Source organism: Salmonella sp. SAL04157 (genome assembly GCF_046551635.1).
GTDB classification, from domain to species: domain Bacteria; phylum Pseudomonadota; class Gammaproteobacteria; order Enterobacterales; family Enterobacteriaceae; genus Salmonella; species Salmonella enterica.
Genome location: NZ_JBGDVS010000002.1, coordinates 28010 through 41072 on the forward strand (window position 1 = coordinate 28010; position 13063 = coordinate 41072).

Annotated in this window: 10 protein-coding genes; 7 read left to right on the forward strand and 3 right to left on the reverse strand. The window is 50.9% G+C overall.

Translation table 11 applies throughout. The features are described 5' to 3' along the window. Positions 1–60: 60 nt before the first annotated feature. The 3 genes from pflB to ycaO form a co-directional block, all read right to left on the reverse strand. Entirely contained in the window at positions 61–2343 is a 2283-nt protein-coding gene (pflB, locus tag ACLJRE_RS03625) for a formate C-acetyltransferase (protein ID WP_001292803.1), read from the reverse strand. Positions 2344–2402: 59 nt separating this feature from the next. Beyond that, positions 2403–3260 carry a formate transporter FocA gene (gene focA, locus ACLJRE_RS03630; protein WP_000642539.1) on the reverse strand — a complete coding sequence of 286 codons (858 nt, stop codon included), beginning with the start codon at positions 3258–3260 and terminating at the stop codon, positions 2403–2405. A gap of 404 nt (positions 3261–3664) precedes the next feature. Beyond that, on the reverse strand, positions 3665–5425 hold the full coding sequence (ycaO, locus tag ACLJRE_RS03635) for a 30S ribosomal protein S12 methylthiotransferase accessory factor YcaO (RefSeq protein ID WP_001530487.1): 1761 nt from the start codon (positions 5423–5425) through the stop codon (positions 3665–3667). A gap of 136 nt (positions 5426–5561) precedes the next feature. Here ycaO and ACLJRE_RS03640 point away from each other — a divergent pair, with 136 nt between their 5' ends. The 7 genes from ACLJRE_RS03640 to ihfB all read left to right on the forward strand — a co-directional run bounded on the left by ACLJRE_RS03640 (position 5562) and on the right by ihfB (position 12870). After that, positions 5562–6254, forward strand: a complete 693-nt coding sequence (locus ACLJRE_RS03640; RefSeq protein WP_000642868.1) for a DUF421 domain-containing protein — start codon at positions 5562–5564, stop codon at positions 6252–6254. 185 nt (positions 6255–6439) lie between these two features. Beyond that, on the forward strand, positions 6440–7528 hold the full coding sequence (serC, locus tag ACLJRE_RS03645; protein WP_000079585.1) for a 3-phosphoserine/phosphohydroxythreonine transaminase: 1089 nt from the start codon (positions 6440–6442) through the stop codon (positions 7526–7528). 70 nt (positions 7529–7598) lie between these two features. Further along, the gene (gene aroA / locus ACLJRE_RS03650) at positions 7599–8882 is read left to right on the forward strand and encodes a 3-phosphoshikimate 1-carboxyvinyltransferase (RefSeq protein WP_000445192.1); all 1284 of its coding nucleotides are present in this window, start codon (positions 7599–7601) and stop codon (positions 8880–8882) included. Positions 8883–9025: 143 nt separating this feature from the next. Then, positions 9026–9787 carry a M48 family metallopeptidase gene (locus ACLJRE_RS03655; protein WP_023212494.1) on the forward strand — a complete coding sequence of 254 codons (762 nt, stop codon included), beginning with the start codon at positions 9026–9028 and terminating at the stop codon, positions 9785–9787. Between the two features lie 172 nt (positions 9788–9959). Next, positions 9960–10643 carry a (d)CMP kinase gene (gene cmk, locus ACLJRE_RS03660; RefSeq protein WP_000125007.1) on the forward strand — a complete coding sequence of 228 codons (684 nt, stop codon included), beginning with the start codon at positions 9960–9962 and terminating at the stop codon, positions 10641–10643. 113 nt (positions 10644–10756) lie between these two features. Next, positions 10757–12430: a 30S ribosomal protein S1 gene (gene rpsA / locus ACLJRE_RS03665; protein WP_000140324.1), complete on the forward strand. Its 1674-nt coding sequence runs from the start codon at positions 10757–10759 to the stop codon at positions 12428–12430. Positions 12431–12585: 155 nt separating this feature from the next. Beyond that, entirely contained in the window at positions 12586–12870 is a 285-nt protein-coding gene (ihfB, locus tag ACLJRE_RS03670; RefSeq protein WP_000167332.1) for an integration host factor subunit beta, read from the forward strand. Positions 12871–13063 lie beyond the last annotated feature (193 nt).

A 13063-nucleotide genomic window follows, 5' to 3' on the forward strand; every position in this document is an offset into this window, starting at 1 on the left:
GCCCCACTGACATGGAGCCTTTTTTGTACGCTTTTTATAGCGTAATTTCAGTCAAACCCATTACATGGTCTGCGTGAAGGTACGAGTAATAACGTCCTGCTGCTGTTCTTTCGTCAGGGAGTTAAAACGTACTGCGTAACCAGATACACGGATGGTCAGCTGCGGATATTTTTCCGGATGTTCCATCGCGTCCAGCAGCATTTCACGGTTCATGACGTTGACGTTCAGGTGCTGACCGCCTTCGATGGACGCTTCGTGGTGGAAGTAACCATCCATCAGACCTGCCAGGTTAGTCTTACGAACTTCGTCGTCTTTACCCAGTGCGTTCGGAACGATAGAGAAGGTATAAGAAATACCATCTTTCGCGTAAGCAAACGGCAGTTTAGCAACGGAGGTCAGAGAAGCGACAGCGCCTTTCTGGTCACGACCGTGCATCGGGTTAGCGCCTGGTCCGAACGGCGCGCCAGCACGACGACCATCCGGGGTGTTACCAGTTTTCTTACCATACACAACGTTAGAAGTGATGGTCAGAACAGACTGCGTCGGGATAGCGCCACGGTAGGTGGTCAGTTTCTGAATTTTCTTCATGAAACGTTCTACCAGGTCAACCGCCATGTCATCTACACGAGCGTCGTTGTTACCAAACTGCGGGTATTCGCCTTCGATTTCGAAGTCGATAGCCAGACCATCTTCGTCACGAATCGGTTTAACTTTCGCATATTTGATGGCAGACAGGGAGTCAGCCGCAACGGACAGACCTGCGATACCACACGCCATGGTGCGGATAACGTCACGGTCGTGCAGCGCCATCAGAGAGGCTTCGTAGCTGTACTTGTCGTGCATGTAGTGGATAACGTTCAGCGCGGTGACATACTGTTTAGCCAGCCAGTCCATGAAGTGATCCATGCGATCCATCACTTCGTCGAAGTTCAGAACATCGCCTTTGATCGGTTCGGATTTCGGACCAACCTGCATTTTCAGTTTTTCATCAACGCCGCCGTTGATTGCATACAGCATGGTTTTCGCCAGGTTTGCACGCGCGCCGAAGAACTGCATTTGTTTACCAACGATCATCGGGCTTACGCAGCATGCGATAGCGTAGTCATCGTTGTTGAAGTCCGGACGCATCAGGTCATCGTTCTCGTACTGCAGAGAAGAGGTGTCGATGGAGACTTTAGCGGCGAATTTCTTGAAGTTCAGCGGCAGTTTTTCAGACCACAGAACGGTGATGTTCGGCTCCGGAGACGGCCCCATGGTGTACAGGGTGTTCAGGAAGCGGAAGCTGTTTTTGGTGACCAGAGTACGGCCGTCAACGCCCATACCACCGATAGATTCGGTTGCCCAAATCGGGTCGCCGGAGAACAGTTCATCATATTCCGGAGTACGCAGGAAGCGAACCATACGCAGTTTCATGACCAGGTGGTCAATCATTTCCTGTGCGTCTTGCTCGGTGATTTTGCCTGCTTTCAGGTCACGTTCGATGTACGCATCCAGGAAGGTGGATACACGACCGAAGGACATTGCTGCGCCGTTCTGAGATTTAACCGCAGCCAGGTAACCGAAGTAAGTCCACTGGATTGCTTCCTGAGCGTTAGTCGCCGGGCCAGAGATATCGCAGCCGTATTTAGCTGCCATTTCTTTGATCTGACCCAGAGCGCGGTGCTGTTCAGCGATTTCTTCACGCAGACGGATAGTCGCTTCCAGATTTACGCCGTTTTCCAGATCGGATTGCAGAGACGTAAACTGCGCGAATTTGTCTTTCATCAGGTAGTCGATACCGTACAGCGCTACGCGACGGTAGTCACCGATGATACGGCCACGGCCATACGCATCCGGCAGACCGGTCAGAACGCCAGATTTACGGCAACGCAGGATGTCCGGAGTATAAACGTCGAATACGCCCTGGTTGTGGGTCTTACGGTATTCGGTGAAGATTTTTTTGAGCATTGGGTCCAGCTCGCGATTGTACGCTTTGCAGGAACCTTCAACCATTTTGATGCCGCCGAACGGGATAATCGCACGTTTCAGCGGAGCTTCAGTCTGCAGACCAACAATTTTCTCAAGCGCTTTGTTGATGTAGCCAGCGTCGTGAGAAGTGATGGTGGAAGCAACGGAGGTGTCAAAGTCAACAGGCGCGTGAGTGCGGTTTTCCTGTTTAACGCCTTCCATTACGCTGTCCCACAGCTTGGTGGTCGCGTCAGTAGCGCCAGCCAGGAAGGACTCGTCACCCTCATACGGAGTGTAGTTTTTCTGAATGAAGTCACGGACGTTTACTTCATTCTGCCAGTCACCTTTGGTAAAACCTTCCCAGGCTGTGGCTAACTTTTCATTAAGCTCGGACATGTAACACCTACCTTCTTAAGTGGATTTTTTATTTACTGCGTGTAATGGGCATCAACAGATTAATGATGCTCGTTACCACGCAGGTAAATGACCCAGTATGTCAACCCGACCAACAAACCGCCGCCGATAATATTACCGATCGTGACCGGAATCAGGTTATCAGTGATGAAGCTCATCACGGTCAGGTGAGAAAAACTTTCCGGAGACGAACCGACTGCGGTCCAAAACTCCGGTGTAGCGAAATCGCGTATTACAATACCCATAGGAATCATAAACATGTTTGCGATACTGTGCTCAAAACCGCTGGCGACAAACATGGCGACGGGCAGTACCATGATGAACGCTTTGTCCATCAGGCTACGACCTGAGTAGCTCATCCACACGGCCAGACAAACCATCAGGTTCGCCAGAATACCGAGGCAGACAGCTTCAATAAAAGTGTGGTGCATTTTGTGGTCGGCGGTTTGCAGGACGTTAAGTCCCCATTGACCGTTGGCAGTCATATACTCGCCGGAAAGCCACATCAGTAACACGAAAAGCAGAGCGCCAATCAGGTTACCAAAATAGACGTTTAACCAGTTTTTAGCCAGTTGCCCCCAGGTGATGCGACCGCTAGCTTTAGCTACAACGATCAGAACAGTAGAGGTGAAAAGATCAGCGCCGCAAATAACACAGAGAATCAGTCCCAAAGAGAAACAGATACCCCCGATAAGTTTCGCCATACCATAAGGCATCGCGCCAGTACCGGTTGTCGCAGTAATATAAAAAACAAAGGCAATTGAAATGAATACGCCGGCGGTAATCGCCAGATAGAAAGTCTTAAGCGGATGTTTCGTTGCTTTATAGACGCCTGCTTCTTCAGCCACTTTGGCCATTGCTGCAGGGAGTAAAAGGTCAAAAGGGTTGTCAGCTTTCACACTAACTCTCTCTTTATTAAGTCGGCGACGAGATACTAACAAAGCATTATAGATGAGAATTTGATATAGATCATATCTCGCCTGGCTTATAGGCCCGTAAGTCGCATGGCTTTTATGCAATTACGGTGTAACTTTTTGATTATCCTAATGAAAATAAATTTTAAAAATTATAAATAGAGTTGAATTTTTTCCTGACTCCTCCTGCTGCACGGTTAATTAATATGGAGTAATCAACAAATAAAGTAACATCACTATGTCAATTAATTTAATATCAACAACCAATATTTAACCTTGTTATTACATTTTTCACCGTTTAGCGAAAATAAATAAAACGGGGCCGCAAAGGCGCCCCGTAATATAACGCAGCCGAGAGGGTAAACCTACCCTAAGTCACTCATATGGCCTTATTTTGACCAGTATGCCGCTTTCGCGCGCTGTAATTTATCATACGCTTTTAACAAGGACTGATGCGCCGGGAACGCTTGTAGATCGTGGTCGACAGCCGGTAGCCCGTAAAAAGCCGCTTCACCGCTAAGCGCAGCGCTGGCGGCTTCTACAGCCTCCGCGCCATACATTTTTATAAAAGCATTGAGATATTGCAGCGGCTGACGCGCATCTTCTTGCGACAGGAGCAGCAGCGTTTGCAGGCAACGGTAATAGTTTGCGCGTGCCGGACTAAAGACCGACGAATTGAACTCCATCGTCCATTCTGTCCAGATTAGCGCCTGCTCCAAATCGCCGCCCGCTAACGCTAGCATTGCTTTTAATTCGCCGACGCGCAGTGTATACCAACCATTGTCCGCTCCGGTCGCCAGACCCAACAGTTCACGCACGCGGGTGAAATCGTCAAAACCTTCTTCATCCAATTGTTCAATCAGATTGAGATAGTCTTCTTTATTCCAGGCGCTACCGGGCAGCGAAAGCAGAGTCTCACGAAGATGGCTACCCATATTGTTGTTGGCCAGCCACAGATCTTCGGCAGGATAAATATCAGACATTCCCGGTACGATAATACGACAGGCGTATACGCCGAGATGCTCGTAATCGGCAATGTAAACTTCTTTATCTTCAGCAGCAAAGATGGCCATCAGCGTGGCGAATTCTTCTTCGGTAGTGCCGGAAAAACTCCAGTCCGTGAACGGGTAATCGGCGTCCTGTTTGAACAGATCCCAGGAAATCAGGCCGCTGGAGTCGATGAAGTGGGTCTCCAGATTAGTGTGCTCCGCGACTTCTTCATCATCGAACGTTGGCGGGGTGAAGACATCAAGATCTTTCAGACCGCGTCCCTGGAGTAGTTCGGTCACTGTACGTTCCAACGCAACGCCAAAGTCAGGATGGGCGCCAAAAGAAGCAAAGCAGGTACCGTTAGCCGGGTTGAACAGCACGACGCAGATAACCGGATACTTACCGCCCAGCGAGCCGTCATAGGCGAAAATCGGGAAACCCTCGGCTTCCAGCGTGGCGATTGACTCCATTACCGCCGGATAACGCGCCATCACCTCTGCGGGAATCTCCGGCAGACTGATACTTTCTGCAATGATGCGATTTTTCACATAGCGCTCGAAGACTTCCGACAGTCCCTGAACGCGGGCTTCATTACGCGTATTGCCGGCGGACATTCCGTTAGAGACATACAGGTTGCCGATAATATTCATCGGAATATACACGGTCTGGTTATCGGACTGACGGGTAAATGGCAGGCCGCAGACGCCGCGTTCTTCATTGCCGGACTGAAGATCAATTAACTGGCTTCCGGTGAGTTCATTTTCCGGATCGTAAAACGCGCGCAGACGGGCATCAAGCAAGCCTTCCGGTACGTCGTCATTTTCAGTCAGCGGGAACCACTTTTCATTCGGATAATGCACGAATGGCCCGTTGGCAACCGTTTCGCCAAGCCAGAAATCAGCAAAAAAGTAGTTGGTTGACAGACGTTCGAAGTATTCGCCCAGCGCCGAGGCCAGCGCCGCTTTTTTGGTCGCGCCTTTTCCGTTGGTAAAGCATAACGCGCACTCTTTATCGCGAATATGCACTGACCAGACGTTTGGCACCGGGTTCAGCCAGGAGGCCTCTTCGATGTGAAAGCCGAGGTCGAGTAACTTTTGCTGGAAGCGGGCGATGGAGTCTTCCAGCGCGGCGTCTTTGCCGGGAATAAATGTTTGCGTCATGAAAATCACTTTTGTCGTACGGAAAGCGCGCAATGATACGGGTTTTATGTGACGGGCGCTATCTCGCCGGGACGTCGGCGGAAATAAAAGTATTGGCTATGCTTTTACACTGGAATTCACAGGAAGAGCATAAAAAATGAAAGCATTTGATTTGCAACGAATGGCGCTGGATAACGTGCCGGTAGCGTTTTTGGGGGAAGTGGCGCTACGTAGCTTTTACACCTTTGTTCTGGTGTTTCTTTTCTTAAAGGTGACAGGACGACGCGGCGTACGGCAAATGTCGCTTTTTGAAGTGCTGATCATTTTGACATTGGGGTCGGCGGCAGGCGACGTCGCGTTTTATGATGACGTTCCGATGCTCCCTGTTCTGGTGGTATTCATCACCCTGGCGCTGCTCTATCGCCTGGTCATGTGGCTGATGGCGCATAGTGAAAAGTTGGAAGATCTGCTGGAAGGCAAGTCGGTGGTCATTGTTGAAGACGGCGAACTGGCGTGGGAAAAACTGCAGCGCTCGAACATGACGGAGTTTGAGTTTTTTATGGAGCTTCGCTTGAATGGCGTTGAGCAACTGGGGCAGGTCAGACTGGCCATCCTGGAGACAAACGGACAAATCAGCGTCTATTTCTTTGAAAATAAAGACGTTAAGCCGGGGTTAAGCATTCTTCCTGAGCACTGTACGCCACGCTTTATCGTGGCGCCGGAGGCTGGCGACTATGCCTGCGTACGTTGTAGTGAAGTGATACGCATGAACGTCGGGGAAAAGCAATTATGTCCGCGCTGCGCAAATCCAGAATGGACGAAGGCAAGCCGGGCTAAACGCGTTGTTTAACAGCGAAAATATCGGATTTATACGGTTAATCCGGAAGATTCTGTTGTGTGACGCATGCCGCATTTTCTCCTCGCATTGTTTTACCCATTGCGGCGCGTGTCACTGAATGATAAAACCGATATTCACATGAATAACGTTTGCCTGATGTCTGTCAGGCAGGAAACAATGCAGCGTGGTGAGGGGAAATGGCTCAGGTCTTTAATTTTAGTTCAGGTCCGGCGATGCTACCGGCGGAAGTACTTAAACTGGCGCAACAGGAACTGCGTGACTGGCACGGTCTTGGTACGTCGGTAATGGAAATTAGCCATCGAGGCAAAGAGTTTATCCAGGTCGCTGAAGAAGCGGAGCAGGATTTTCGCGATCTCCTTAATATCCCCTCCAACTATAAAGTTTTATTTTGTCACGGCGGCGGTCGCGGGCAGTTTGCTGGCGTGCCGCTCAATCTGCTGGGCGATAAAACCACGGCGGATTATGTCGATGCTGGTTACTGGGCGGCGAGCGCCATCAAAGAAGCCAAAAAATACTGTGCGCCGCAGATTATCGACGCCAAAATCACCGTGGACGGCAAACGTGCCGTAAAACCGATGCGCGAGTGGCAGCTTTCCGATAACGCCGCTTATTTACACTATTGCCCGAATGAGACCATTGACGGCATCGCCATTGATGAAACGCCTGATTTTGGCCCAGAGGTGATCGTCACGGCGGACTTTTCTTCTACCATCCTGTCTGCGCCGCTGGACGTCTCTCGCTATGGCGTAATTTATGCTGGCGCGCAGAAGAATATCGGTCCGGCAGGACTGACGCTGGTTATCGTCCGGGAGGATTTGTTAGGCAAGGCGCATGAGAGTTGCCCGTCCATCCTCGACTACACCGTCCTGAATGATAACGACTCGATGTTTAATACGCCGCCGACTTTCGCCTGGTATCTTTCCGGCCTGGTGTTCAAATGGTTGAAAGCGCAGGGCGGCGTGGCGGCGATGCACAAAATCAATCAGCAAAAAGCGGAGTTGCTGTACGGTGTGATTGATAACAGCGATTTCTACCGTAACGATGTCGCACAGGCCAACCGTTCGCGGATGAACGTTCCGTTCCAGTTAGCGGACAATGCGCTGGACAAGGTCTTTCTGGAAGAGTCTTTCGCCGCCGGTCTGCACGCCTTAAAAGGGCACCGTGTTGTTGGCGGTATGCGCGCCTCTATCTATAACGCCATGCCGATTGAAGGGGTAAAAGCGCTGACCGATTTCATGATCGATTTTGAGCGTCGCCACGGCTAATACGTTTCTTTTTTCATCCCCACGGCCAGTCTGTGGGGTTTTTATTTCTGTTTTTTGAGAGTTGAGTTTCATGGAATCCCTGACGTTACAACCCATCGCGCGGGTCGATGGCGCCATTAATTTACCTGGCTCCAAAAGTGTTTCAAACCGTGCTTTGCTCCTGGCGGCTTTAGCTTGTGGTAAAACCGTTCTGACGAATCTGCTGGATAGCGATGACGTCCGCCATATGCTCAATGCCCTGAGCGCGTTGGGGATCAATTACACCCTTTCTGCCGATCGCACCCGCTGTGATATCACGGGTAATGGCGGCGCATTACGTGCGCCAGGCGCTCTGGAACTGTTTCTCGGTAATGCCGGAACCGCGATGCGTCCGTTAGCGGCAGCGCTATGTCTGGGGCAAAATGAGATAGTGTTAACCGGCGAACCGCGTATGAAAGAGCGTCCGATAGGCCATCTGGTTGATTCGCTGCGTCAGGGCGGGGCGAATATTGATTACCTGGAGCAGGAAAACTATCCGCCCCTGCGTCTGCGCGGCGGTTTTACCGGCGGCGAGATTGAGGTTGATGGTAGCGTTTCCAGCCAGTTCCTGACCGCTCTGCTGATGACGGCGCCGCTGGCGCCTGAAGACACAACTATTCGCGTTAAAGGCGAACTGGTATCAAAACCTTACATCGATATCACGCTAAATTTAATGAAAACCTTTGGCGTGGAGATAGCGAACCATCACTACCAACAATTTGTCGTGAAGGGCGGTCAACAGTATCACTCTCCGGGTCGCTATCTGGTCGAGGGCGATGCCTCGTCAGCGTCCTATTTTCTCGCCGCCGGGGCGATAAAAGGCGGCACGGTAAAAGTGACCGGGATTGGCCGCAAAAGTATGCAGGGCGATATTCGTTTTGCCGATGTGCTGGAGAAAATGGGCGCGACCATTACCTGGGGCGATGATTTTATTGCCTGCACGCGCGGCGAATTGCACGCCATAGATATGGATATGAACCATATTCCGGATGCGGCGATGACGATTGCCACCACGGCGCTGTTTGCGAAAGGAACCACGACGTTGCGCAATATTTATAACTGGCGAGTGAAAGAAACCGATCGCCTGTTCGCGATGGCGACCGAGCTACGTAAAGTGGGCGCTGAAGTCGAAGAAGGGCACGACTATATTCGTATCACGCCGCCGGCGAAGCTCCATCACGCGGATATTGGCACGTACAACGACCACCGTATGGCGATGTGCTTCTCACTGGTCGCACTGTCCGATACGCCAGTCACGATCCTGGACCCGAAATGTACCGCAAAAACGTTCCCTGATTATTTTGAACAACTGGCGCGGATGAGTACGCCTGCCTAATCCTTCTGTTGTGCCAGTCGACAGGCTGGCGCATCGAGGTCCGCATTCGCACTATTTTTACAATTATGACTAATGCTAATTTGTTGATGATTTAACACATTGATTTATGTGTTTTTTATAATAGTTATCAACGGAAGATTAGTATGAAAAATAAATCATTATTACTGGCGGTGGCGATTTCCGCTACGCTACTGGCAGGATGTAAAAATGGCGTGAATGGCAATTTAATCGCCAGTTCCGGCATGTCAGCCTACAAAGCCGCCACACTGTCCGATGCGGATGTTAAGGCATTATCTAATAATGCCTGTAAACAAATGGACAGCGAGAATCAACTGGCAGGTACGAAAAGCAAATACACCAAACGTCTGAGCAAAATCGCCAAAGCGCTGGGTAACAACATTGACGGTACGCCGGTTAGCTATAAAGTCTATATGACCAGCGATATCAACGCATGGGCGATGGCGAACGGTTGCGTTCGCGTATACTCCGGCCTGATGGATCTGATGACCGATAATGAAATTGAAGGCGTACTGGGCCATGAACTGGGCCATGTCTCTTTAGGGCACTCCCGCAAGGCAATGCAGACCGCCTATGCCACGCTGGCGGCTCGCGATGCGATTTCCGCCACCAGCGGTGTCGCAGCGCAGCTTTCCCAGTCTCAATTGGGCGATCTGGCGGAAGGCGTCATCAATTCGGCGTTTTCTCGCAGTCAGGAGTCGGATGCGGATGACTTCTCTTACGATCTGCTGAAAAAACGTGGGATTAACACCCAGGGCTTAGTCACGGCATTCGAAAAATTCGCCACAATGGACGCAGATCATGCAAAATCATTGATGGACTCCCACCCGGCTTCAGCCGATCGCGCGCAGCATATGCGCGACAGAATTGCCGAAGATAAAAAGTAAATCATTGTCATCTTTCGGGCTGGTTTCTCGCCGGCCCGCTATAATTGCGCAATTATTCCGCATCTGATTACAGACAAAACTGGTTTTTGCACGCAACGTTAACGGTCGCGAGCGTTGGCGCGTATAATGCGCGGCGTTTACGTTAACGGTACGCCTGTTTAAGGAGATAAAGATGACGGCAATTGCCCCGGTAATAACCATTGATGGCCCAAGCGGTGCAGGTAAAGGCACCTTGTGCAAAGCAATGGCGGAAGCATTGCAATGGCATCTGCTGGATTCCGGCGCGATATACCGCGTACTGGCGCTGGCGGCATTGCATCACCATGTCGATCTCGCCTCTGAAGATGCGCTGGTGCCGCTGGCGTCCCATCTGGACGTGCGTTTCGTCTCAACGGACGGCAACCTGGAAGTTATCCTGGAAGGCGAGGACGTTAGCGGCGAAATCCGTACGCAGGAAGTCGCGAACGCGGCATCCCAGGTGGCGGCATTCCCACGCGTGCGTGAAGCGCTTCTTCGCCGCCAACGTGCATTCCGCGAAGCGCCTGGTTTAATCGCCGATGGACGCGATATGGGGACCGTGGTCTTCCCGGATGCGCCGGTAAAAATTTTCCTTGACGCCTCCTCGGAGGAACGTGCGCATCGACGTATGCTACAGTTGCAGGAGAATGGCTTTAGTGTTAACTTTGAACGCCTTTTGGCCGAGATCAAGGAACGCGACGATCGCGATCGTAATCGCGCTGTAGCGCCGTTAGTTCCTGCTGCTGATGCATTAGTTTTGGATTCTACCCGATTAAGCATTGAGCAAGTGATTGAAAAAGCGTTACAATATGCGCGCCAAAAATTGGCTCTCGCTTAAATGCGACCGAATTTGTAGTACCCCCGTTGCAAAGGATTGACAGCGGGTATGTTAAACAACCCCATCCGGCACGGAGCCAGGTGGACGTTAAATATGAAACCTGAAGATTAAACATGACTGAATCTTTTGCTCAACTCTTTGAAGAATCCTTAAAAGAAATCGAAACCCGCCCGGGTTCCATCGTTCGTGGTGTTGTTGTTGCTATCGACAAAGACGTAGTACTGGTTGACGCCGGTCTGAAATCTGAGTCTGCCATTCCGGCTGAGCAGTTCAAAAACGCCCAGGGCGAACTGGAAATCCAGGTTGGTGACGAAGTTGACGTTGCTCTGGATGCAGTAGAAGACGGCTTCGGTGAAACTCTGCTCTCTCGTGAGAAAGCTAAACGTCACGAAGCATGGATCACGCTGGAAAAAGCTTACGAAGATGCTGAAACTGTTACCGGTGTTATCAACGGCAAAGTTAAGGGTGGCTTCACTGTTGAGCTGAACGGTATTCGCGCGTTCCTGCCAGGTTCTCTGGTAGACGTTCGTCCGGTGCGTGACACTCTGCACCTGGAAGGCAAAGAGCTTGAATTCAAAGTAATCAAGCTGGACCAGAAACGTAACAACGTTGTGGTTTCTCGTCGTGCCGTTATCGAATCCGAAAACAGCGCAGAACGCGATCAGCTGCTGGAAAACCTGCAGGAAGGCATGGAAGTTAAAGGTATCGTTAAGAACCTCACTGACTACGGTGCATTCGTTGATCTGGGCGGCGTTGACGGCCTGCTGCACATCACTGATATGGCCTGGAAACGCGTTAAGCATCCGAGCGAAATCGTGAACGTTGGCGACGAAATCAACGTGAAAGTGCTGAAATTCGACCGCGAGCGTACCCGTGTATCCCTGGGCCTGAAACAGCTGGGCGAAGATCCGTGGGTAGCTATCGCTAAACGTTATCCGGAAGGTACCAAACTGACCGGTCGCGTGACCAACCTGACCGACTACGGCTGCTTCGTTGAAATCGAAGAAGGCGTTGAAGGCCTGGTTCACGTTTCCGAAATGGACTGGACCAACAAAAACATCCACCCGTCCAAAGTGGTTAACGTTGGCGACGTAGTGGAAGTGATGGTTCTGGATATCGACGAAGAACGTCGTCGTATCTCCCTGGGTCTGAAGCAGTGCAAATCTAACCCGTGGCAGCAGTTCGCAGAAACCCACAACAAGGGCGACCGCGTTGAAGGTAAAATCAAGTCTATCACTGACTTCGGTATCTTCATCGGCCTGGACGGCGGCATCGACGGCCTGGTTCACCTGTCTGACATCTCCTGGAACGTTGCAGGCGAAGAAGCAGTTCGTGAATACAAAAAAGGCGACGAAATCGCTGCAGTTGTTCTGCAGGTTGACGCAGAACGTGAACGTATCTCCCTGGGCGTTAAACAGCTCGCAGAAGATCCGTTCAACAACTGGGTTGCTCTGAACAAGAAAGGCGCTATCGTAACCGGTAAAGTCACTGCAGTTGACGCGAAAGGCGCAACCGTAGAACTGGCTGACGGCGTTGAAGGTTACCTGCGTGCTTCTGAAGCATCCCGTGACCGCGTTGAAGATGCGACTCTGGTTCTGAGCGTTGGCGACGACGTTGAAGCTAAATTCACCGGCGTTGATCGTAAAAACCGCGCAATCAGCCTGTCTGTTCGTGCGAAAGACGAAGCTGACGAGAAAGATGCCATCGCAACTGTTAACAAACAGGAAGATGCAAACTTCTCTAACAACGCAATGGCTGAAGCATTCAAAGCAGCTAAAGGCGAGTAATCCTCTGAAACTTCGGGCCTTTTAGTCCGAAGTATAACGAGATTACTTGACAGATTGCAGGTTTCGGCCTGTAATCAAGCACTAAGGGCGGCTACGGCCGCCCTTAATCAATCTCACGGCTGCAGCCAATTTGCCTTTAAGGAACCGGAGGAATCATGACCAAGTCAGAATTGATTGAAAGACTTGCAACCCAGCAATCTCACATTCCCGCTAAGGCGGTTGAAGATGCGGTAAAAGAGATGCTGGAGCATATGGCCTCGACTCTTGCGCAGGGCGAGCGTATTGAAATCCGCGGTTTCGGCAGTTTTTCTTTGCATTACCGCGCGCCTCGTACCGGACGTAACCCCAAGACCGGCGATAAAGTGGAACTGGAAGGAAAATACGTTCCTCACTTTAAACCGGGTAAAGAACTGCGCGATCGCGCCAATATTTACGGTTAAGTTTTAACGCAAAACTTGAACCCGAAAAAAGCACCTCCAGGGTGCTTTTTTCATTTATACGCCGTCAGGCGCAAACGCTATTCGACCGAAAACTGGAAAACGTTTCGCATTTTTTGCTGCGTCTTACATTTATCAGGTAAAAAACCTGGAATCCGCGCCGTATAGCACAAAATCCCCTCCAGACAATGGCGTC

Coding starts and splice junctions, on each gene's coding strand:
- ACLJRE_RS03655 (WP_023212494.1), top strand. CDS start 9,026: ATGAAAAATAAATCATTATTACTGGCGGTGGCGATTTCCGCTACGCTA.
- serC (WP_000079585.1), top strand. CDS start 6,440: ATGGCTCAGGTCTTTAATTTTAGTTCAGGTCCGGCGATGCTACCGGCG.
- rpsA (WP_000140324.1), top strand. CDS start 10,757: ATGACTGAATCTTTTGCTCAACTCTTTGAAGAATCCTTAAAAGAAATC.
- ihfB (WP_000167332.1), top strand. CDS start 12,586: ATGACCAAGTCAGAATTGATTGAAAGACTTGCAACCCAGCAATCTCAC.
- pflB (WP_001292803.1), bottom strand. CDS start 2,343: ATGTCCGAGCTTAATGAAAAGTTAGCCACAGCCTGGGAAGGTTTTACC.
- cmk (WP_000125007.1), top strand. CDS start 9,960: ATGACGGCAATTGCCCCGGTAATAACCATTGATGGCCCAAGCGGTGCA.
- ycaO (WP_001530487.1), bottom strand. CDS start 5,425: ATGACGCAAACATTTATTCCCGGCAAAGACGCCGCGCTGGAAGACTCC.
- ACLJRE_RS03640 (WP_000642868.1), top strand. CDS start 5,562: ATGAAAGCATTTGATTTGCAACGAATGGCGCTGGATAACGTGCCGGTA.
- aroA (WP_000445192.1), top strand. CDS start 7,599: ATGGAATCCCTGACGTTACAACCCATCGCGCGGGTCGATGGCGCCATT.